The organism is Rhizobium sp. YAF28 (genome assembly GCF_052113285.1).
Lineage (GTDB): Bacteria > Pseudomonadota > Alphaproteobacteria > Rhizobiales > Rhizobiaceae > Rhizobium.
In genome coordinates, this window is record NZ_JBFRCX010000002.1 from 518,031 (window position 1) to 537,646 (window position 19,616).

Here is a 19,616-nt window from a genome sequence, read left to right on the forward strand (position 1 = left end):
CTTTTGTGGCCGGCAAAGGGCGGCCGGAGACTTTATTTCGTCCCCCGCCGGGAAGGAATCAGCTGGTGCGGACCGTAGCCGTGCCGACGAGGAAATCGTGCAGCAGGCGCGAGCGCTCTGTGAACAGGCCAACCAGCAGAATCAGCGGCGTCAATACCGAGTTCAGGATCCAGAACAGCGCCAGATGCGCGATCGCCATGAAGAAGTCCATCTGACGTCCGTCGACGCGCACGATCGCGATACCCATCGCGCGCATGCCGAGCGAGGCCTGTAACGGACCGCCGACACCCAGGCCGAAGTAGATGCCCGCGACGATGACGTACAGGGCCGGGAAAAGAATAAAGCCGAGCCCGAACGTGACGATCCCGAGGAAGAACACCACGATCGCTGCCGGAATGCAGAGCAGGGCGATAATGATGTAGTCGAGAATGAATGCGAAGACGCGACGGCTGAGCACACCACTATAGGCGCGCCAGTCCTCCGGTGCGGCATAAAGCGGATTGGGGTTGTAGCTCATCCATATCTCCCTTCGAAAGACGATGCCGCTGATATGGTATCGTCAGGGGGAAATACAATAATTCACCAGAAAATCACCTTTTTGCGAGGATTTTCGCCACTTCTGGCGCAAAATAGGTGAGGACGCCGTCGCAGCCGGCGCGCTTGAAGGCCAGTAGCGTCTCCATCATGATCCGCTCGCCATCGATCCAGCCGTTCATCGCCGCAGCCTTGATCTGCGAATATTCGCCCGAGACCTGATAGGCGAAAGTCGGCAGGCCGAAAGCCTCCTTAACGCGCCAGCAGATATCGAGATAGGCAAGCCCCGGCTTGACCATCAGCATGTCTGCGCCTTCCTCGACATCGAGGGCGGCATCGCGGATCGCTTCGGTGCCGTTCGCCGGATTGATGTAATAGCTATTCTTGTCGCCCTTCAGCAGGCCCTTGGTGTTGATCGCTTCGCGATAGGGACCGTAGAAGCCGGAAGAGAATTTCGTCGCATAGGACATGATGCCGACGCTCTGGTGCCCGGCGGCATCGAGCCCGCGGCGGATCGCGCCGATGCGCCCGTCCATCATCTCGGAGGGGGCGATGATATCGGCGCCGGCATCGGCCTGCAGGATCGCCGCCCGAACGACCTGATCGACCGTTTCGTCATTGACGATCTCGCCATCGCGCAGGATGCCGTCATGCCCGTGGCTGGTGAAGGGGTCGAGCGCCACATCGGTAATAATGCCGATATTGGGTACCGCCTTTTTGATGGCCGCTGTCGTCTGATTGATGAGGTTATTGGCAACCAGGCTGTTGGAGCCCGTTTCGTCGCGCAATTCCATCTCGATGTCGGGGAAAGTGGCAAGCGCCGGGATGCCGAGATCGGCAGCTTCCTTCGCCGCTTCGACCGCCTTGTCGACGCTCATGCGGTTCACGCCCGGCATCGCCGCGATCGGATCGACAATGCCTGTTCCCGGGACGACGAAGATCGGCCAGATCAGATCGTCAACCGTCAGGCGGTTTTCCTGCACCAGCCGGCGCGTCCAGTCCGCCTTGCGGTTGCGCCGCATACGGCGGTGACCGGTGATTTCATCGACGAGATGCGTCTTGTCCTGCATGATATCTGTCCCTGGGCCATTCCATTTATCGGAGCGCTCATTATCATGCGCCCCGGAAAATCCAAACCGGACGATTGGCCGCGGCGGATGAAAGCCGAACAACTGAAGCTGCAACTCGAGTGTGATCTCCCGCCATGGAAACCGATTCTCCGACGATACCGAAGCGGACGCTGACGGATATCCTCTTTATCTTCTTCCTGCGGCTCGTTGCCGTTTCCTGCTTCTGGTTCGGCCTGCAATATTGGGCGATGCTCGTAGGCTACTCGCTCGTCGGCGCCGGCCGCTTCGATCTGTTGAGCCTGCCGTGGAAGGTCGCAAGCACCTCCCTTGCCGTTCTTTTCCCTGTCGCCTCGCTCGGCCTCTGGCTCACCGTTTCCTGGGGGCCGGTCATCTGGGTGCTGGCCGCCGGCGGCCAGATCCTCATGTACGGCCTGCTTCCGCAGATCTTCGGACCCAATCGGCTGATCATCCTGTTCCACGTGATCGTGGCCGTAATCTACTGGATTTTCAGGCTTTCCCTGTGGCTGGAGCGGCGCCGGCAACGACGCCAGGTAAGCGTTGATTTACCCTGATACATCAAGGGGTTTCCGGTAAGCCTCTGTTAAGCCTGCGGTTTAAGTCGAATTTTATATGTATTCGATAGGGTCTCACTCAAGGCGGGAAGAAAACGACACCGCCAAACAAAACAGTGAGGCAGTCAAATGAACACGAAAATCAAGCCGCAGGCGGCATCGACTTTCCATGCACACGAACAGGGCATCCGTGATCTTTACATGGAATCCCTTCATCTTGTTGAACGTCTTCACCGTCGTCTGCTGGACGTCATCAAGGACGAGTTCGACCGTCAGGGCCGCAGCGATGTCAACGCCATCCAGGCGCTCCTGCTCTTCAATATCGGCAACTCCGAGCTGACCGCCGGCGAGCTGCGTTCGCGCGGCTACTATCTCGGCTCGAACGTTTCCTACAACGTCAAGAAACTGGTCGACCTCGGCTTCATCAACCACCAGCGCTCGCGCATCGACCGCCGCTCGGTCCGCATCAGCTTGACCGAAACCGGCCAGGACATCGCCGAAACGGTGGCCCGGCTCTACGAACGCCACATCGCCTCGATCGACAAGGTCGGCGGCATCGGCACGGATGAGTTTACGCAGATGAACAAGCTTCTGCAGCGGCTGGACCGGTTCTGGAACGATCAGATCCTGTATCGCCTGTAACCTGAAAGCCTGTTCCCTGCAGGCTTCTGGGACCTCCTTACTGGCACCACGGGGCGCTACGGTGTGCGAGATTGCACGCGGTGGCGCCCGTTTCCGCTACTATTCTATCCCCGTTTTCAGAAAACGCTGGAATTTGTGGCCATCGGCCTGGACGTCAGGTTCGTTCTGCCCTGTAGCAGACAAACGCCAGTTTGTTGCCGTCTGGATCACGAACATAAGCGCCGTAAAACCCATCGCCATACTGGGGCCGGAACCCCGGAAGGCCTTCGTCGAATCCACCATTTCGTAGGGCAATGTCGTAGAGCAGATCTATCTTGACCGCGCTGTCGACAAGAAACGCTGTCATTGTCCCATTGCCGACCGTCGAGCGAGCCCCATCAAACGGATACCCCGTGAAGAAACGAGGAATGCTTTCATCAGCCACGACACCCCACGACGCCGACTGGCTGTCTCGCCAGCATTGATCCAGTCCCATCTCGTCGAATATGGGGTCGTAGAATCTCAACGCTCGACCCAAATCCGCGGTTCCACCATCGTGTAGCCGATCATTAAAACCTCTCCCTTCGTTTGAGCCGCCCGGCAGCAGAATAAGGATTACTTAAATACGGCGTCAAAATCTCAAGGTCGCGGTTCCACGCCTTCGCTTTCACCGTTCGCGCCTGCGTGGCATCTTTGCAACGCAGGGCAGCCAAGCGCAAAGCCCGGTATTCAAGCCGTTTTTTAGTCGTTATTAACCCTCACGGTTTACCCGTCATATGGTTCGTTGCATGCGGTCTCCGGCAACCGGCAGTCTGTCTTCCGGTCCGGCAACACGAATTGGCCATATTGATGTGACAGCGGAATATTCGGTAGCCGGCGCTTCGATGAGCCATCGGGACATCTGAGTTGCTCCTCGCAATCTTGTGATGGGACTGGCGGAATTTCCAGGTGCGCCGGAAGAACGAACGGATAGGGATCTGCGTTAAAGCGCAGAATATCGCAAAGAGCCGCGGGTTCCTCCACCGTGGCATTGAGTGGTTGGGACGAATGTCTAAGAAGAACGGAATTGAAGCTCTCTCGCGCCGCGCCTTCCTGGCGTCGGCGGCAACGGTTGGTGCCGGCGCGCTTGCCGGACCCGCATTCGCGCAATCGGCGCTCGATGGTCTCCTGAATGCCCCGAAACGCGGCAACTGGGACGACCAGTTCGACGCCAAGGCTGCCTCGCGCACGGCGACTGCCGTCCTTTCCAACACTCCGATCCTCAGCCCGCAGTCGGTGCCGAGCACCCAGCAGGCGATCATGCAGTATCAGCAGATCGCTTCCGCCGGCGGCTGGCCCGAAGTCAATCCGGGAGATCAGCGCCTGCAACTCGGTGTTAGCTCCCCCACCGTCCAGGCGCTGCGCCAGCGTCTCGCGATCACCGGCGATCTGCCGCGTGAAGCCGGCCTGTCCAACGCTTTCGATTCCTATGTCGACGGCGCCGTCAAGCGCTTCCAGGCCCGTCACGGCTTGCCCGCCGATGGTGTGCTCGGCGAATTCACGCTGAAGGCGATGAACATCCCGGCCGATGTGCGCCTGCAGCAGTTGAACACCAACCTCATCCGCCTGCAGACCTTCCCGGAAGATCTGGGCCGCCGCCACCTGATGGTCAACATTCCGGCCGCCTATGTGGAAGCCGTTGAAGACGGCAGCGTTGCAACTCGTCATACCGCAGTTGTCGGCCGCTTGAGCCGCCCGACGCATCTCGTCAACTCGAAGGTTTACGAAGTCATCCTCAACCCGTACTGGACGGCACCCCGCTCGATCGTCGAGAAGGACATCGTGCCGCTGATGCGCAAGGATCCGACCTATCTCGAAAAGAACGCCATCCGCCTGATCGACGGCAAGGGCAACGAAGTCGCCCCTGAAACAGTCGACTGGAACGGCGAGGCACCGAACCTGATGTTCCGCCAGGACCCGGGCAAGATCAACGCCATGGCGTCCACCAAGATCAACTTCTACAACAAGAACGGCGAGTATATGCACGACACGCCGCAGCAGGGCCTGTTCAACAAGCTCATGCGCTTTGAATCCTCGGGCTGCGTGCGCGTCCAGAACGTGCGCGACCTATCGAACTGGCTGCTGCGTGAAACGCCCGGCTGGAACCGTCAGCAGATGGAGCAGGTGATCGCAAGCGGCACCAATACGCCGATCAAGCTCGCCACCGAAGTTCCTGTCTATTTCGTCTATATCTCGGCCTGGGGCATGCCCGACGGCGTCGTTCAGTTCCGCGACGACATTTACGAGATGGACGGCAATGCCGAACTGGCGCTCGACACCACCTCGGGCATGGAACAGCCGGTGCAGTAAGTCCGGCTTGTGGAATTCACGGAAAGCCGCGCCATGTGCGCGGCTTTTTTCATTCCGGCGAGGCAGCATTCGACGCAAAATGTTCGGCCCGCGCGCTTAGCCCAGCAAATGTCGTTCTTCGTATTGCCCTCGCATCGGCGGAAGGCTAATACCTTGCCGCATTCCAGTGAAGGAGCCAGCCCATGACCAATGCTTCCACCGAATCCTTCTTCAATCGCTCGCTTGCGGACGTCGATCCGGAAATCTTCGGCGCGATCGAAAAGGAACTCGGTCGTCAACGGCATGAGATCGAACTGATCGCATCCGAGAACATCGTTTCCCGAGCCGTTCTGGAAGCCCAGGGCTCCATCATGACCAACAAATACGCCGAGGGTTATCCGGGCAAGCGCTATTACGGTGGCTGCCAGTTCGTCGATATCGCCGAGGAACTGGCCATCGAGCGCGCCAAGAAGCTCTTCGGCGTCAACTTCGTCAACGTTCAGCCGAACTCCGGTTCGCAGATGAACCAGGCCGTATTCCTGGCGCTGCTGCAGCCGGGCGATACCTTCATGGGTCTCGACCTGAATTCAGGTGGTCACCTGACGCATGGTTCGCCTGTCAACATGTCCGGCAAGTGGTTCAACGTCGTGTCCTACGGCGTGCGCGAAGGCGACAACCTGCTCGACATGGATGATGTCGAGCGCAAGGCTAAAGAACACAAGCCGAAGCTGATCATCGCCGGCGGCACGGCCTATTCCCGCATCTGGGACTGGAAGCGCTTCCGCGAGATCGCCGACAGTGTCGGCGCTTACCTGATGGTCGACATGGCCCACATTGCCGGTCTCGTTGCCGGTGGCGTGCATCCGTCGCCGTTCCCGCACTGCCATGTTGCGACCACCACGACCCACAAGTCGCTCCGAGGCCCGCGCGGCGGCGTCATCCTGACGAATGACGAGGATCTGGCCAAGAAGTTCAACTCGGCTGTCTTCCCTGGTCTCCAGGGCGGCCCGCTGATGCACATCATCGCCGCCAAGGCCGTTGCCTTCGGCGAGGCGCTGCAGCCGGAATTCAAGGAATATGCCGCCCAGGTCGTCAAGAACGCCAAGGCGCTAGCCGAAACGCTTGTCGCCGGTGGACTCGACGTCGTCTCGGGCGGCACCGACAACCACCTGATGCTGGTCGACCTTCGCAAGAAGAATGCCACCGGCAAGCGCGCAGAAGCCGCACTCGGCCGCGCCTACATCACCTGCAACAAGAACGGCATCCCGTTCGACCCTGAAAAGCCCTTCGTCACCTCTGGTGTACGCCTCGGCGCGCCGGCCGGCACGACGCGCGGCTTCAAGGAAGCGGAATTCCGCGAGATCGGTAACCTCATCGTCGAGGTTCTCGATGGCCTGAAGGTTGCCAATTCCGACGAAGGCAATGCCGCCGTCGAAGCTGCCGTCCGCGGCAAGGTGGTGAATCTGACCGATCGCTTCCCCATGTATGAATACATGGGCTAGAGCGCCGTGCGCCCGTTCGGGCGCACTAAGGACGCTCTAACTCTTTGAATCTACGCATCAGGCTTTCCGAAAATCGGTTACGATTTTCGGGCCGATGCTGAAGGAGAAGGCATGCGCTGCCCCTATTGCGGTTCGGAAGATACGCAGGTCAAGGATTCACGCCCGGCGGAGGATAACACCTCCATCCGCCGGCGTCGTATCTGTCCAGATTGCGGCGGACGCTTCACGACCTTCGAGCGCGTGCAGTTGCGCGAGCTTATGGTCATCAAGAAGACCGGCCGCAGGGTACCCTTCGATCGCGACAAGCTTGTCCGTTCCTTCGATGTGGCGCTGCGCAAGCGCCCCGTCGATCGTGACCGTATCGAGCGCGCTGTCTCCGGCATCGTGCGCCGGCTGGAAAGCTCGGGCGAAACGGAAATCTCCTCCGAGCAGATCGGCCTGCAGGTTCTGGAAGCCATGAAGAGCCTCGATGACGTCGGCTTCGTGCGCTACGCTTCGGTCTATCGCGATTTCTCGCATGCTGAGGATTTCGAAAAACTGATCGCTGAGATCAACGCCAAGATCGGCCGCGATCCGCTGGACGTCTGACCATGAGCGAGGGGATCGCGCGGCCTGAGGACGAACGCTTCATGGCAGCCGCGATCCGCCTGTCGCGCTGGCATACGGGCCAGACTTCCACGAACCCATCCGTCGGCTGCGTCATCGTTCGAGATGGCGCGATCGTCGGCCGTGCCGTGACCGCACTCGGCGGCCGCCCGCATGCCGAGCCGCAGGCGCTCGCCGAAGCGGGTGAACTTGCCCGTGGTGCGACGGCCTATGTCACGCTTGAACCCTGCTCGCATCATGGCAAGACGCCACCCTGCGCCGAGGCCCTGATCGCTTATGGCGTCGGTCGCGTCGTCATCAGCGTCACCGATCCCGATGTCAGAGTTTCCGGCCGCGGTATTTCCATGCTGCGCGATGCCGGCATCGAGGTGACCTCGGGCGTATTGGAGGAAGAGGGCAGGCAATCGCTGGCAGGCTATCTCACCCGCCAGACGAAAAACCGCCCCTATGTGACTCTCAAGCTTGCGGTTTCCGCCGATGGCATGATCGGCCGCGAGGGGGTAGGGCAGGTGGCGATCACAGGTCCGGAGGCCCGTGCCCAGGTGCAGGCGCTGCGGGCCGAAACCGATGCCATTCTTGTCGGAATCGGCACGGCGATATCGGATGATCCGTTGCTGACGGTGCGGACACCGGGCCTTGAAGCGCAATCACCCGTTCGCATCGTGCTCGACCCCAATCTGGCCCTGCCGCTGACGAGCAAGCTTGTCGAAACGGCGCGGGAGGTGCCGGTGATTGTGGTGGCGAGTGAAGAGATTTCACCGCTGGGATCGGAGGCGGACGGGACACCCCCCTCTGTCCTGCCGGACATCTCCCCCACAAGGGGGGAGATCGGCAAGGCGCTTGCTCCGAATTCCCAAGATGGTAGCTCGTCACCCGCAACGGAAAATGTAGAGCAGGGAGCCAGCCCCCAGCCAATCTCCCCCCTTGTGGGGGAGATGTCCGGCAGGACAGAGGGGGGTAACGCACCCGCCGACCCCACCGAGATGGACTCCCGCCGCGCCGCACTCGAAGCCGCCGGCGTCGAGGTCCTCTACTGTAATCCCTATCACCCCGAAGTCCTGCTGCCGGCGCTTGCCACACGCGGCATCTCCTCGCTCCTGGTCGAAGGCGGCGCGAAGACTGCGAAGCTTTTCCTCAAAGCCGGACTCGTCGATCGCATCCAGCTTTATCATGCGCCTGTCGTCATCGGCGACGGCGGTATTGAATCCCCGCTGCAGGCAACCGACATACCATCCGGTTTCGCCCACAGGGGCACTTACATATTCGGCGCGGATCGCCTGGACGAATACGAAAGAGAGAATTGATGTTCACCGGAATTGTCACTGATGTCGGCACGATCGAATCCGTTTCGGCGCTGAAGGAAGGCATCAAGCTTCGCGTCGCGACAAATTACGACCCGGCGACCATCGATATGGGCGCTTCCATCTCTCATTCAGGCATCTGCCTTACCGTGACCGGCCTGCCGCAGGATGGCAGCAACGGCCGCTGGTTTGAGGTTGAAGCATGGGAAGAGGCGCTGCGCCTCACCACTATTTCCACCTGGCAGGCGGGCAGCCATATCAATCTCGAGCGCTCGCTGAAGATCGGTGACGAACTTGGTGGCCACATCGTTTCCGGACATGTCGACGGCAAGGCCGAGATCTTGTCTGTGACGGAAGAGGGCGACGCCACGCGTTTCCGCCTGCGCGCACCCACCCAACTCGCGAAATTCGTGGCGCCCAAGGGTTCGATCGCGCTCGATGGCACGTCGCTGACCGTCAATGCTGTCGATGGCACGGATTTCGACGTGCTGTTGATCCGCCACACGCTGGAGGTCACGACCTGGGGCGAGCGCAAGGCCGGCGACTTCGTCAATTTCGAGGTCGATACGATGGCGCGTTATGCCGCTCGTCTTGCCGAGTTTCCTACCGCGAAAACTGAATGATCGGGCCGTTATAGTCGGTCCGCGCCGTTTCCCTGAAACCGAGCTTGGCCGCGACCTTGAGCGACGGCGCATTATCAGGGCTGATGATGCAGGTCATCAACCGTCCCGGAAACTGCTTCTCGCCCCAGCCGATGATCGCCTTCAGCGCCTCCGTGGCATAGCCCCTGCCATGGGCTGAAGGGATCAACGCCCAGCCCACCTCCATCGTGCCTTCGATTGAAGGCTGCATCTCGCGTTTTGCTTCGAGGAAACCCGCTTCACCGATGAAGCGGCCTCCATCCTTCTCTTCGATCGCGAAAAAACCGAAGCCCATGTGATGCCACATGCCGGCAAGGCGCAGCAGGCGCGACCAGCTTTGTTCGCGGGTAGAAGGCACGCCGCCGATGAAGCGCACGACGTCTTCGTCGCGCCAGAGTTCGAAATGCGCGTCGAAATCATCGAGCCGGTGCGCGCGCAGAATGAGCCGTCCGGTTTCCAGTGTCGGAATATCGATCATGAATAGGATGCTCTCAAGCGAGGGGTGACGACGGTGCTTTTTATCAAAGGCCCGGCTCGCCATCCCAGTAATCAAGTGCATTTTCTCCCCGGCCGATATGGTCGAAGGAGCTGCCGTCGCGATTGGTCTTGGCGAGGAATTTGCCGGAATCGGGATATTCGCAGATCTCGGTCTTCGCCTTGGTCGACAGGCCCAAATAGATAAGCGGCGTTGATCCGGTATTGATGATCTGATGGGCCGTTTCCGGCCCGCCCGAGGGGGCGCCCAGCACATCGCCCTTCTTGATCGGATAGCGCTGGTCGCCGAAGCGATATTCTCCGGTACCCTCGATGATATAGAAGAGCTCGTCCTCGACATGGTGGTTGTGAAAAGGGCAGCCGGATTTGCCGGGCGGCACTTCACTGTAGCTGATGCCGAGATTGGCAAGCCCCAGATCTTTTCCGAAAGACGTGTCGCGGCTTTCGAAGAGCCTTCCCCTCGTCCAGTGTTCGAGGGAGAGATCGGCCGTGTTGATGACCGGTGTTGCGTTCGTCGCCATGGGGTCCTCCGCTTTGGCGAGAAGACAATCCAATCCGGCGGAAAATGCAACAGCGATTTCGATAGAAGGCGGAACGGACGGTGAGGAGATCAACCGCCCATGCCGCCTTCCAAGCTGGCAGCCTCAGCGAACGTAGAACGTAATGCCGCCGTCGGCTGCCTGTTCGGCGTTCACGACATTGCGGATATTGACGCCATCATTGTTGAGCTGGTGTGCCAGCGACCTATTGGCATCAATGGAAGCCTGAATGGCGTGGACAGCGCTTTGGGAGCGCTGGAGGACGGAGCGCGGGCCGGTGCTTTCGTCGTCGAGGTTGTGCCAGTTATAGACGGGCTGGATGTCGAAGTTGTTGCCCTGGAAGGTGCGGAGCGTCTGTTCGATGCCCTCTGCGCTATTCATGCCAAGGCTTTCAGCCTGGCTGACGCCGGCAAATGCGAGGGAGGAGAAAGCGGCGGCAATGGTGATTTTAGCAAGGCGGTTCATGATGGTATCCTTTCGTCTGCAGCGGCGGTCGGCTGTCAACAGGGGATCGTCTGCGTTACGACTGAGATTTGGCGCTGCAGCATTGTTCTTTCAATGGATTAAGCTACTGAAAATCAATTACAAATTGTTCATGAATTCTGCCTTGGATTTGCCGTTATTGCGTCAGCCGGCTAAGCATGTTTTTTGCGTCGTTGCACCCGACGAAGCGCGCCTGAGCTATCCCATTGCAGATATTTTGTCTTTCCTTCAGAGCGCCACCCGAATTTGCTTGCCATTCGTTCGAAGGCATGTTTTGACCGCGGCCTGCCCGAGTGGAAAATGCCCCTCCAACCGAAGGTGAACCATGCCGAAAGAGACCGCTCCCCATATTTTGATCGTCGAAGCACGCTTCTATGACGACATGGCCGATGCTCTTCTGGAAGGCGCGACCTTCGCGCTGGAAGAAGCAGGCGCCACCTTTGACGTCGTCACTGTGCCCGGCGCGCTGGAAATTCCGGCGACGATTGCCATGGCGCTCGATGGCGCGGATAATGACGGCACGCAGTATGACGGTTTCGTCGCACTCGGCATGGTCATCCGCGGCGAGACCTATCATTTCGACATCGTGTCGAACGAGTCCTCGCGCGCGCTTATGGATCTCGCCGTCAGCGAGTCCCTTGCCATCGGCAACGGCATCCTGACCGTCGAGAACGATGAACAGGCCTGGGTGCGCGCGCGCCGCTCGGAAAAGGACAAGGGCGGTTTCGCCGCCCGTGCAGCTCTCACCATGATCGAGCTGAAGAAGAAGTTGGGTGCATAAAGAATGACTGACGAAAATACCGAACGACCGGTCAAGGCTGCCAACCAGCGGGGCGCTGCACGCCTCGCGGCTGTGCAGGCGCTTTATCAGATGGATATCGGCGGCACCGGCGTTCTGGAAATCGTGGCGGAATACGAGGCGCATCGCCTCGGCCAGGAACTTGACGGCGAAACCTATCTGAAGGCCGATGCCGGCTGGTTCCGCTCGATCGTCTCAGGCGTCGTGCGCGACCAGCTCCGCCTCGACCCGCTGATTGCCTCTGCCCTACAGGACGACTGGGCTCTGTCGCGCCTGGACAGCACTGTCCGCGCCATCCTGCGTGCCGGCGTTTTCGAACTCGTCGACCGCAAGGACGTGCCGGTCGCCGTCATCGTTACCGAGTATGTCGAGATCGCTCATGCCTTCTTCGACGACGATGAGCCGAAGCTCGTCAACGCCGTTCTGGACCGCATCGCCAAGCAGGTGCGCGGCGACCAGAAGAAATAGGCACTTAGCCGCCAAACGATCCCTCCCTTTCTTTCTTCGGAACTGCAAGGCTTTTGAAGTTTTGCAGTCTTGACGCGACGTTATCGACCACGCAATCTCCGCTCGCCAGCTGAGCGTTTCTATGGAGAGGAGTCGATTCAGCAGCATTCGTCGCCGGAGAAGGAGTGAGTTCCGGCTTATGGGAGGAAAGAGCGAATGACCATTCTTTTATTGGTAATCGCATGTGGCCTGCTCTCGGTGGTCTATGCCATCTGGGCAACCCGGTCGGTGCTTGCTGCCGACCAGGGCAACAGCCGCATGCAGGAGATCGCGGGCTATATCCGCGAGGGCGCCCAGGCCTATCTGACGCGTCAGTATAGAACCATTGCCATCGTAGGCATTGTCGTTTTCATTGCAGCATGGCTGCTCCTTTCCGCCACGGCAGCGATCGGGTTCCTGATCGGCGCCGTCCTCTCGGGTGCTGCCGGCTTCATCGGCATGCATGTCTCCGTCCGCGCCAATGTGCGCACCGCCCAGGCCGCATCAGCCAGCCTCTCGGCCGGTCTGGACATCGCCTTCAAGTCGGGTGCGATCACCGGCCTTCTGGTTGCCGGGCTCGCACTGCTCGGCGTCTCCATCTATTATTATGTGCTGACGATCGTGCTCGGCCACGAGGCCGGCTCGCGTGAGGTCATCGACGCCCTCGTAGCGCTGGGCTTCGGCGCATCGCTGATTTCGATCTTCGCCCGTCTCGGCGGCGGCATCTTTACGAAGGGTGCCGACGTCGGCGGCGACCTCGTCGGCAAGGTTGAGGCCGGTATTCCGGAAGACGATCCACGCAACCCCGCAACCATTGCCGATAACGTCGGCGATAACGTCGGCGATTGCGCCGGCATGGCGGCCGACCTTTTCGAAACCTACGCAGTGTCCGTCGTCGCCACTATGGTTCTTGCGTCAATCTTCTTTGCCGGCGCACCCATCCTGCAGTCGGCTATGATCTATCCGCTGGCAATCTGCGGCGCCTGCATCATCACCTCGATCATCGGCACCTTCTTCGTCAAGCTCGGCTCGAATGGCTCGATCATGGGCGCCCTCTACAAGGGCCTCATCGTGACGGGCCTTCTATCCATCATTGGTCTTGGTGCCGCGACCTCGATGACGGTCGGTTGGGGGTCGCTCGGGCAGGTCGCTGGTTTCGACGTCACCGGCACGAAGCTTTTCTTCTGCGGTCTCGTTGGCCTCGTCGTCACAGCGCTGATCGTCGTCATCACCGAATATTATACCGGCACCGGCAAGCGCCCGGTCGTTTCGATCGCCCAGGCATCGGTCACCGGCCACGGCACCAACGTCATCCAGGGCCTTGCGGTATCCTTGGAATCGACGGCACTTCCGGCAATCGTCATCGTCGGCGGCATTCTTGCCACCTATCAGCTCGGCGGTTTGTTCGGTACCGGTATTGCGGTCACAGCCATGCTTGGTATCGCCGGCATGATCGTAGCACTCGACGCTTTCGGACCGGTAACGGACAATGCCGGCGGCATCGCCGAAATGGCCCATCTACCACCAGAGGTACGCAAGTCCACTGATGCGCTTGATGCTGTCGGCAATACGACAAAGGCTGTTACGAAGGGCTACGCCATCGGTTCTGCTGGTCTCGGTGCGTTGGTTCTCTTCGCGGCCTATTCCTATGACCTCAAATATTTTGCGGCGAATGGCGACAAGTTTCCTTATTTTGCCGGCATCGGCGAAATTTCCTTCGATCTTTCCAACCCCTATGTGGTGGCGGGATTGATCTTCGGAGGTCTCATTCCCTACCTCTTCGGCGGGATCGCAATGACTGCCGTCGGCCGTGCGGCTGGTGCGATCGTCGAAGAAGTGCGACGGCAGTTCAAGGAAAAGCCCGGCATCATGCAGGGTACGGAAAAGCCGGATTACGGCAAGGCCGTCGATCTTCTGACCAAGGCCGCGATCCGAGAAATGATTATCCCGTCGCTGCTGCCGGTGCTGGCACCTATCGTCGTCTATTTCGGCGTGCTCATCATCTCCGGCTCCAAGGCGTCGGCCTTTGCAGCACTTGGCGCATCGCTGCTCGGCGTCATCATCAACGGTCTCTTCGTCGCGATCTCGATGACCTCGGGTGGCGGCGCATGGGACAATGCCAAGAAGAGCTTCGAAGACGGCTTCGTCGACAAGGACGGCGTGCGCCATATGAAGGGCTCGGAGGCTCACAAGGCATCGGTGACGGGTGATACCGTCGGCGATCCCTACAAGGATACGGCCGGTCCCGCCGTCAACCCGGCGATCAAGATCACCAACATCGTGGCGTTGCTGCTGCTGGCGATTCTTGCGCATTAAGACGCGCTAGCCAACAGAACAAAAACCCGCCGGATCGTTCCGGCGGGTTTTCTGTATGGGAAACAGCTTGCTTTAGCGCAGGCTGGACGGGTTCTGCGGTGTGCCGCCGGCACCGCCACCGAAGAGGCTCTTGGCTGCATTGGCCGCGCTGCCGCCGGACAGCATCTGCTGCAGGAAGGTGAGTTCGCGCCCGCCCGTCGGCGTAACGCGGGCAATCGTGTCGAATACCTTGCCGTCCTGCAGGGTGTAGTTGGCGCGGCGGGTCACGACGCCGTCCTTGTCGAAATAGATGGCGAGAATGCTCTGCTCGGTGACGCGCAGCTTCTGGTAGGCCATCGAGCGTTGGCGGCGCTGCGAGATGTAATAGAAGACTTCGCCGTCGAAGGTTGCTGTCGTGGACGGTGTACCGAGCGACAGCAGCACCTGCTCGCGGCTGGAACCCTCAGGCACCAGCGCCAGCGACTGCTGGTCGACGATATAGCCGCCGTTCAGCACGGTGCTCGTCTGGCAGCCTGAAAGGGCGGTGGTGGAGGCGATTATGATGGCTATGGCCGCATTGCTGAAGAATTTCATGTCTGACTTGAAATACCGTTTCTTCAACGACATCTACTCCCTTGAGTATCGATAGCAGCCATTCCAAATACTGCGTGCTTCCTCCTGCAAAACCATTGTGGCCATTCCGGGGTCGAACTCTCCCGATCCGCCTCGTTGTGCACCGGAGCGCACCTGTCCCGAAACCGGCCACGAACAGCATTGCAATTCGCGCCTGCTTCGGTAAACCAGCTTTCGAAATCATGCAACAAGGCCCGGTGCCGCTCGGCGCCAAGAATGCGGCATTTCCGGAAAAAACAAATGATCTTCGGGCTCTTCGGTAAGAGAAACAGCAACCAGACCATCGTCGAGCGGCAATATGCGGCTCTTACGGCCGCTGCCCGCATGCCGGAGCTCTATGAGCGCCTTGACGTGCCCGATACCGTCATGGGCCGCTTCGAGATGCTGTCGATCGCCATGATCCTGTTTTTCCGCCGCACCCGCACCTCCGGGACGAGCGGCCAGGAGATCGCCCAGGAAATCGTCGATGCCTTCTTTCAGGATATCGACTATTCGATTCGCGAACTCGGCATCGGCGACAACAGCGTGCCGAAGCGCATGAAGAAGCTCGCGGGCATGTTCTATGGCCGGCTGGAAGCCTATTCGAAGGCTATGGATGCCGGTGATGCCGCCGCTCTTTCCGCAGCGCTTCAGCGCAATATTTATCCCGAAACCGCCGGGGCCGCCGACATGAGCGGCCTCGCGCAATGGATGATGGCGGCGGAAGCCCACTTGTCGGCCATTCCCGAAGAGGCGATCGCCACCGGTTCGGCGACGATTCCCGAGGTCGCCTGAGGAGTAGAATCATGAAGAAAGATCCGAGCGAGATTTCCTTTTCCTATCCGGTCAAGGTCGGACACATCTCCGCCAATCCGGTCGAGGTCCGCGTGAGCGCCGACAAGGATGAGCTGAAGGCGCTGGCCGAAAGCTGGAACGTCGTGTCGGTGGACAATCTCCGTGCCGAACTGCAGATCAACAGATGGAAGCGCGACGGTATCCGCGTCAAGGGACGCGTGCAGGCGAAGATCGTCCAATCCTGTATCGTCACCCTCGAGCCCGTCGAATCCGAGATCGACGAGACCTTCGAGCAGATCTTCGTGCCTGAAAATTCCAAGCTCGCCCGCCATCCGGCTAATGATACCGGTGAAATGGTGCTGGATCCCGATGGCCCGGACCTGCCGGAAATCTTTACCGGCGATACGATCGATGCCGGTGAGGTCGTCGCAGAATTCGCAGCACTTGCCATCGATCCTTATCCGCGCAAGGAAGGCGTGGAGTTCGCGGCCCATATCGAGGATACGGGGGAAAATGACCGGAAGCCCTCTGCATTCGCCGCGCTCAAGGACTGGAAAAAGGACTGAAGCATCTCCGGCATTTGCCACAATTCAGTTGTAAGCGACGCCAAAACCGGTATTTTGGCCGAAATTTCGTCCTTGAGGCGAAAGAGAAGGATCAGGGACGCGTGATCAGAATATCTCTCGACCTCATGGGTGGCGACTTTGGTCCCCAGGTTGTCATCCCCGGTGCTGCCAAGGCGCTGGACAGGCACCCGGATATTTCCTTCGTCTTTTACGGCATCAAGGAACAGTGCGACCCGGTTCTGGCGAAGTTTCCCAAGCTCAGGGAAAAGTCGACCTTTCATGATTGCGAACTTGCCGTCAGCATGGAAGAGAAGCCGAGCCAGGCGCTGCGCCGCGGCCGCTATGTCTCCACCATGTGGCGCACGATCGAAGCGGTGAAGTCGGGCGAGGCCGATGTCGCCGTTTCCGCCGGCAACACCGGCGCGCTCATGGCGATGGCCAAGTTTTGTCTGCGCACGATGGCCAATATCGAACGCCCGGCGATCGCCGCCATCTGGCCGACGATGAAGGGCGAAAGCATCGTGCTCGATGTCGGCGCCACGATCGGCGCCGATTCGCAGCAGCTCATGGATTTCGCTCTCATGGGTGGCGCCATGGCGCGAGCCCTGTTCGAGGTGGAGCGTCCGACCGTTGGCCTGCTGAATGTCGGCGTCGAGGAAATCAAGGGCCAGGAAGAGGTCAAGGAAGCCGGGCGCCTGCTGCGCGAGGCCAATCTTGATTCGCTCGAATATTCCGGCTTCGTCGAGGGCGACGATCTCGGCAAGGGTACGGTCGACGTCGTGGTGGTGGAAGGCTTTTCCGGCAATATCGCGCTGAAGGCGGCCGAAGGCACGGCCCGGCAGATCGGCGCCTATCTGCGCGCCGCCATGTCGCGCACGCTGCTTGCCCGCATCGGCTATCTCTTTGCCAAGAGCGCCTTCGACATGCTGCGTGAGAAGCTTGATCCGAGCAAGGTCAACGGCGGCGTGTTTCTTGGCTTGAACGGCATCGTCATCAAGAGCCATGGTGGAGCGAATGCCGAAGGCATAGCCGCGGCCATCGAAGTCGGTTATGACATGGCCAAGAATGGCCTGACCCAGAAAATAGAAAACGATCTCAAAAAATATCATGCCAAGCGGCTGCCCCCGATGGGGCCGGAAGCCGCGTGAGCGACGGGGTTCAAGCAATATGATCCGATCAGTGGTTCGTGGCTTCGGAGCTGCACTTCCGAAACGCGTGATGACCAACCGCGAAATGGAAGGTGTCGTCGATACGTCGGACGAATGGATCGTCCAGCGTACCGGCATCCGGCAGCGTTACATTGCCGGCGATGACGAAACGACGGCGTCGCTCGGCGAGGCTGCAGCGCGTGCCGCGCTCGCAAATGGCGGGCTGACGCCTGATGATATCGATATGATCATCTGTGCCACCTCGACGCCCGACAACACCTTCCCGGCGACATCTGTCAACATCCAGAATCGTCTTGGTATGGCGCATGGCTTCGCCTTCGACGTTCAGGCCGTCTGCACGGGTTTCGTCTATGCGGTAACGACGGCTGACTCCTATATCCGTGGCGGTCTTGCCAAGCGCGTGCTCGTCATCGGCGCTGAGACCTTCTCCCGCATCCTCGACTGGAATGACCGCACCACTTGCGTGCTTTTCGGCGACGGCGCCGGCGCGATCGTGCTGGAAGCAGCCGAAGGCGAGGGGACGACGGCAGACCGCGGCGTGCTGACCGCACATCTGCGCTCCGACGGCTCGCACAAAGAAAAACTCTATGTCGACGGCGGTCCGTCCTCGACGGGTACGGTCGGCAAGCTGCGCATGGAAGGCCGCGAGGTCTTCAAATATGCCGTGGGCATGATTACCGACGTCATCCAGGCCGCTTTCGATTCGACCGGAACGACTTCAGATGATCTCGACTGGCTGGTCCCCCACCAGGCCAATCGCCGCATCATCGACGGTTCGGCCAAGAAGCTGAACATTGCCCCGGAAAAGGTTGTCATTACCGTCGATCTGCACGGTAATACGTCTGCTGCCTCCATTCCGCTGGCACTTGCGACGGCTGCCGGCGACGGACGCATCAAGAAGGGCGACCTCGTGATGCTGGAAGCCATGGGCGGCGGCTTCACCTGGGGTGCGGTTTTGCTGCGCTGGTAGGCGCAAATCCTAAAAAACTGGCGGCGAACAAGAGCTTGACCGTGAGGCACAAGACAAATAATCTTCGTCCACTTTCACAAAATATTTTCTATTGGGCGGGGAAACCATGACCGGAAAGACAGTGACGCGAGCAGACCTGGCGGAATCCGTTTTTCGGAAGGTCGGTCTCTCCCGGACGGAATCTGCTGAGCTGGTTGAAACGGTGATCGACGAAATCTGCAACGCCATCGTGCGCGGCGAAACCGTCAAACTTTCCTCCTTTGCAACCTTCCAGGTGCGCGACAAGAACGAGCGTATCGGCCGCAACCCGAAGACCGGCGAGGAAGTTCCGATTTCTCCCCGCCGCGTCATGACCTTCAAGGCCTCGAATGTGCTCAAGACGCGCATTCTCAAATCCCATGTTGCCCGCAAGGGCAAAACCAAGCCGCAAAATCCGGCTGCCTGATCATCTTTTTCTCCGCTGAACGGAAAAGTTTTTTGCCGCGTAGCTCCTCTGGCTGTGCGCAACGCGAAGACGTGACTTGAATTCGCGGCTCCAAACCGTTGAAATATGATGAGTCGCCGTTTGGATCGATCCGCGAGGTCGCGTAGCAGTATGACGTTGGACAAGAGCCCGGATGCCTTTCGCACCATCAGCGAAGTTGCTGATGATCTCGACCTGCCGCAGCATGTGCTGCGCTTTTGGGAAACCCGCTTTCCGCAGATAAAGCCGATGAAGCGTGGCGGTGGCCGGCGTTATTACCGGCCGGAGGATGTCGATCTTTTGAAAGGCATCCGCCATCTGCTCTATGATCACGGTTATACGATCAAGGGCGTGCAGAAGCTCCTGAAGACCAACGGCAACAAGTTTGTCGTCGCGGTCGGTCACGGCGATCTTGCAAGCGTCGAAGCGCTCTCGGGCAACTTGAACGATACCGTCGCAGGCGAACCGCGCGTCGCCATGGCGGAAGAGGACCAGATCGTCGGCCGCGCCAAGCCGCCGATCACGCGCCGCTTCTTCAATTTCGTCAGCGGCGAGGATGATCAGCCGGAAATTTCGGTCGGCAAGTCGAGTGTCGGCAAGGAGGATCGTGCGCTTCTCCAGGAAGCGCTTTACGATCTCCTGGAATGCAAGCGCTTGCTCGATCAGGTGCGCTAAAACACATCGCGCAAAAGTGCGCGGCGATTTTGCGATAGCGATTTGTGTGAGACAAGAACCTAAAGCGCGGCAGCGAACCTGAAAGATCGCGATT

At 59.7% G+C, this 19,616-nt stretch carries 22 protein-coding genes and 1 pseudogene; 16 read left to right on the forward strand and 7 right to left on the reverse strand.

What is annotated here, in order from left to right:
• Positions 1-58: 58 nt before the first annotated feature.
• Together AB4Z13_RS06880 and hemB are read right to left on the reverse strand one after the other, a co-directional pair.
• On the reverse strand, positions 59-517 hold the full coding sequence (locus tag AB4Z13_RS06880) for an RDD family protein (protein WP_113324282.1): 459 nt from the start codon (positions 515-517) through the stop codon (positions 59-61).
• Between the two features lie 73 nt (positions 518-590).
• Positions 591-1,604: a porphobilinogen synthase gene (gene hemB, locus AB4Z13_RS06885; protein WP_439014559.1), complete on the reverse strand. Its 1,014-nt coding sequence runs from the start codon at positions 1,602-1,604 to the stop codon at positions 591-593.
• A gap of 134 nt (positions 1,605-1,738) precedes the next feature.
• On the opposite strand from hemB, the gene AB4Z13_RS06890 reads away from it, so the two are divergent.
• Positions 1,739-2,176, forward strand: coding sequence for a DUF6163 family protein (locus AB4Z13_RS06890; RefSeq protein ID WP_113324281.1), 438 nt, complete (start codon positions 1,739-1,741; stop codon positions 2,174-2,176).
• A gap of 129 nt (positions 2,177-2,305) precedes the next feature.
• Positions 2,306-2,818 (forward strand): transcriptional regulator LdtR, encoded by a 513-nt coding sequence (gene ldtR / locus AB4Z13_RS06895; RefSeq protein WP_112544669.1) that lies wholly within the window; start codon positions 2,306-2,308, stop codon positions 2,816-2,818.
• Positions 2,819-2,972: 154 nt separating this feature from the next.
• Here the strand turns inward: ldtR and AB4Z13_RS06900 are convergent, their stop codons facing one another.
• The gene (locus AB4Z13_RS06900; RefSeq protein WP_310382901.1) at positions 2,973-3,323 is read right to left on the reverse strand and encodes a VOC family protein; all 351 of its coding nucleotides are present in this window, start codon (positions 3,321-3,323) and stop codon (positions 2,973-2,975) included.
• Positions 3,324-3,844: 521 nt separating this feature from the next.
• Here AB4Z13_RS06900 and AB4Z13_RS06905 point away from each other — a divergent pair.
• The 5 genes from AB4Z13_RS06905 to AB4Z13_RS06925 all read left to right on the forward strand — a co-directional run bounded on the left by AB4Z13_RS06905 (position 3,845) and on the right by AB4Z13_RS06925 (position 9,157).
• Positions 3,845-5,146 carry a L,D-transpeptidase family protein gene (locus AB4Z13_RS06905; RefSeq protein ID WP_310382902.1) on the forward strand — a complete coding sequence of 434 codons (1,302 nt, stop codon included), beginning with the start codon at positions 3,845-3,847 and terminating at the stop codon, positions 5,144-5,146.
• Positions 5,147-5,328: 182 nt separating this feature from the next.
• Positions 5,329-6,627 carry a serine hydroxymethyltransferase gene (glyA, locus tag AB4Z13_RS06910; protein ID WP_439014561.1) on the forward strand — a complete coding sequence of 433 codons (1,299 nt, stop codon included), beginning with the start codon at positions 5,329-5,331 and terminating at the stop codon, positions 6,625-6,627.
• Between the two features lie 111 nt (positions 6,628-6,738).
• Positions 6,739-7,215, forward strand: a complete 477-nt coding sequence (nrdR, locus tag AB4Z13_RS06915) for a transcriptional regulator NrdR (protein ID WP_113324274.1) — start codon at positions 6,739-6,741, stop codon at positions 7,213-7,215.
• 2 nt (positions 7,216-7,217) lie between these two features.
• The gene (ribD, locus tag AB4Z13_RS06920; RefSeq protein WP_439014562.1) at positions 7,218-8,537 is read left to right on the forward strand and encodes a bifunctional diaminohydroxyphosphoribosylaminopyrimidine deaminase/5-amino-6-(5-phosphoribosylamino)uracil reductase RibD; all 1,320 of its coding nucleotides are present in this window, start codon (positions 7,218-7,220) and stop codon (positions 8,535-8,537) included.
• The gene (locus AB4Z13_RS06925; protein WP_113324272.1) at positions 8,537-9,157 is read left to right on the forward strand and encodes a riboflavin synthase; all 621 of its coding nucleotides are present in this window, start codon (positions 8,537-8,539) and stop codon (positions 9,155-9,157) included. Before ribD ends, AB4Z13_RS06925 begins: the two co-directional genes overlap by 1 nt.
• Here the strand turns inward: AB4Z13_RS06925 and AB4Z13_RS06930 are convergent.
• The 3 genes from AB4Z13_RS06930 to AB4Z13_RS06940 all read right to left on the reverse strand — a co-directional run bounded on the left by AB4Z13_RS06930 (position 9,138) and on the right by AB4Z13_RS06940 (position 10,674).
• The gene (locus tag AB4Z13_RS06930; protein ID WP_439014563.1) at positions 9,138-9,653 is read right to left on the reverse strand and encodes a GNAT family N-acetyltransferase; all 516 of its coding nucleotides are present in this window, start codon (positions 9,651-9,653) and stop codon (positions 9,138-9,140) included. The genes AB4Z13_RS06925 and AB4Z13_RS06930 overlap by 20 nt on opposite strands.
• 43 nt (positions 9,654-9,696) lie before the next feature.
• Entirely contained in the window at positions 9,697-10,191 is a 495-nt protein-coding gene (locus AB4Z13_RS06935; RefSeq protein WP_113324271.1) for a cupin domain-containing protein, read from the reverse strand.
• A 123-nt stretch (positions 10,192-10,314) separates the two neighbouring features.
• Positions 10,315-10,674, reverse strand: a complete 360-nt coding sequence (locus AB4Z13_RS06940) for a hypothetical protein (protein ID WP_113324270.1) — start codon at positions 10,672-10,674, stop codon at positions 10,315-10,317.
• A gap of 343 nt (positions 10,675-11,017) precedes the next feature.
• On the opposite strand from AB4Z13_RS06940, the gene ribH reads away from it, so the two are divergent.
• From ribH to AB4Z13_RS06955, 3 genes are all read left to right on the forward strand, one after another.
• Positions 11,018-11,473, forward strand: a complete 456-nt coding sequence (gene ribH / locus AB4Z13_RS06945; protein WP_007819979.1) for a 6,7-dimethyl-8-ribityllumazine synthase — start codon at positions 11,018-11,020, stop codon at positions 11,471-11,473.
• A 3-nt stretch (positions 11,474-11,476) separates the two neighbouring features.
• A complete protein-coding gene (gene nusB, locus AB4Z13_RS06950) occupies positions 11,477-11,959 on the forward strand; it encodes a transcription antitermination factor NusB (RefSeq protein WP_439014564.1) in 483 nt (160 codons plus the stop codon).
• 195 nt (positions 11,960-12,154) lie between these two features.
• Entirely contained in the window at positions 12,155-14,293 is a 2,139-nt protein-coding gene (locus AB4Z13_RS06955; protein ID WP_310382906.1) for a sodium-translocating pyrophosphatase, read from the forward strand.
• Positions 14,294-14,365: 72 nt separating this feature from the next.
• Here AB4Z13_RS06955 and AB4Z13_RS06960 read toward each other — a convergent pair whose 3' ends face one another.
• Positions 14,366-14,899, reverse strand: coding sequence for an outer membrane protein assembly factor BamE (locus tag AB4Z13_RS06960; RefSeq protein WP_310382907.1), 534 nt, complete (start codon positions 14,897-14,899; stop codon positions 14,366-14,368).
• Positions 14,900-15,087: 188 nt separating this feature from the next.
• On the opposite strand from AB4Z13_RS06960, the pseudogene AB4Z13_RS06965 reads away from it, so the two are divergent.
• The 6 genes and pseudogenes from AB4Z13_RS06965 (at position 15,088) to AB4Z13_RS06990 (ending at position 19,522) form a co-directional block, all read left to right on the forward strand.
• A pseudogene (locus AB4Z13_RS06965) lies at positions 15,088-15,679 on the forward strand (ubiquinol-cytochrome C chaperone family protein).
• Positions 15,680-15,690: 11 nt separating this feature from the next.
• Complete coding sequence (locus tag AB4Z13_RS06970; RefSeq protein ID WP_439014565.1) at positions 15,691-16,245, forward strand: YceD family protein; 555 nt, start codon at positions 15,691-15,693, stop codon at positions 16,243-16,245.
• A gap of 101 nt (positions 16,246-16,346) precedes the next feature.
• Positions 16,347-17,393, forward strand: a complete 1,047-nt coding sequence (plsX, locus tag AB4Z13_RS06975; RefSeq protein ID WP_007819967.1) for a phosphate acyltransferase PlsX — start codon at positions 16,347-16,349, stop codon at positions 17,391-17,393.
• 19 nt (positions 17,394-17,412) lie between these two features.
• The gene (locus AB4Z13_RS06980) at positions 17,413-18,384 is read left to right on the forward strand and encodes a beta-ketoacyl-ACP synthase III (protein WP_439014566.1); all 972 of its coding nucleotides are present in this window, start codon (positions 17,413-17,415) and stop codon (positions 18,382-18,384) included.
• Positions 18,385-18,490: 106 nt separating this feature from the next.
• Positions 18,491-18,829, forward strand: a complete 339-nt coding sequence (locus tag AB4Z13_RS06985) for an integration host factor subunit alpha (RefSeq protein WP_007819963.1) — start codon at positions 18,491-18,493, stop codon at positions 18,827-18,829.
• A gap of 150 nt (positions 18,830-18,979) precedes the next feature.
• Complete coding sequence (locus AB4Z13_RS06990) at positions 18,980-19,522, forward strand: MerR family transcriptional regulator (protein ID WP_113324265.1); 543 nt, start codon at positions 18,980-18,982, stop codon at positions 19,520-19,522.
• Positions 19,523-19,616: the final 94 nt, after the last annotated feature.

Coding starts and splice junctions, on each gene's coding strand:
- glyA (WP_439014561.1), top strand. CDS start 5,329: ATGACCAATGCTTCCACCGAATCCTTCTTCAATCGCTCGCTTGCGGAC.
- nusB (WP_439014564.1), top strand. CDS start 11,477: ATGACTGACGAAAATACCGAACGACCGGTCAAGGCTGCCAACCAGCGG.
- AB4Z13_RS06955 (WP_310382906.1), top strand. CDS start 12,155: ATGACCATTCTTTTATTGGTAATCGCATGTGGCCTGCTCTCGGTGGTC.
- AB4Z13_RS06970 (WP_439014565.1), top strand. CDS start 15,691: ATGAAGAAAGATCCGAGCGAGATTTCCTTTTCCTATCCGGTCAAGGTC.
- AB4Z13_RS06880 (WP_113324282.1), bottom strand. CDS start 517: ATGAGCTACAACCCCAATCCGCTTTATGCCGCACCGGAGGACTGGCGC.
- AB4Z13_RS06890 (WP_113324281.1), top strand. CDS start 1,739: ATGGAAACCGATTCTCCGACGATACCGAAGCGGACGCTGACGGATATC.
- AB4Z13_RS06980 (WP_439014566.1), top strand. CDS start 17,413: ATGATCCGATCAGTGGTTCGTGGCTTCGGAGCTGCACTTCCGAAACGC.
- AB4Z13_RS06905 (WP_310382902.1), top strand. CDS start 3,845: ATGTCTAAGAAGAACGGAATTGAAGCTCTCTCGCGCCGCGCCTTCCTG.
- AB4Z13_RS06925 (WP_113324272.1), top strand. CDS start 8,537: ATGTTCACCGGAATTGTCACTGATGTCGGCACGATCGAATCCGTTTCG.
- AB4Z13_RS06960 (WP_310382907.1), bottom strand. CDS start 14,899: ATGTCGTTGAAGAAACGGTATTTCAAGTCAGACATGAAATTCTTCAGC.
- AB4Z13_RS06930 (WP_439014563.1), bottom strand. CDS start 9,653: ATGATCGATATTCCGACACTGGAAACCGGACGGCTCATTCTGCGCGCG.
- AB4Z13_RS06985 (WP_007819963.1), top strand. CDS start 18,491: ATGACCGGAAAGACAGTGACGCGAGCAGACCTGGCGGAATCCGTTTTT.
- hemB (WP_439014559.1), bottom strand. CDS start 1,604: ATGCAGGACAAGACGCATCTCGTCGATGAAATCACCGGTCACCGCCGT.
- ribH (WP_007819979.1), top strand. CDS start 11,018: ATGCCGAAAGAGACCGCTCCCCATATTTTGATCGTCGAAGCACGCTTC.
- ldtR (WP_112544669.1), top strand. CDS start 2,306: ATGAACACGAAAATCAAGCCGCAGGCGGCATCGACTTTCCATGCACAC.
- AB4Z13_RS06990 (WP_113324265.1), top strand. CDS start 18,980: ATGACGTTGGACAAGAGCCCGGATGCCTTTCGCACCATCAGCGAAGTT.
- AB4Z13_RS06935 (WP_113324271.1), bottom strand. CDS start 10,191: ATGGCGACGAACGCAACACCGGTCATCAACACGGCCGATCTCTCCCTC.
- nrdR (WP_113324274.1), top strand. CDS start 6,739: ATGCGCTGCCCCTATTGCGGTTCGGAAGATACGCAGGTCAAGGATTCA.
- ribD (WP_439014562.1), top strand. CDS start 7,218: ATGAGCGAGGGGATCGCGCGGCCTGAGGACGAACGCTTCATGGCAGCC.
- AB4Z13_RS06940 (WP_113324270.1), bottom strand. CDS start 10,674: ATGAACCGCCTTGCTAAAATCACCATTGCCGCCGCTTTCTCCTCCCTC.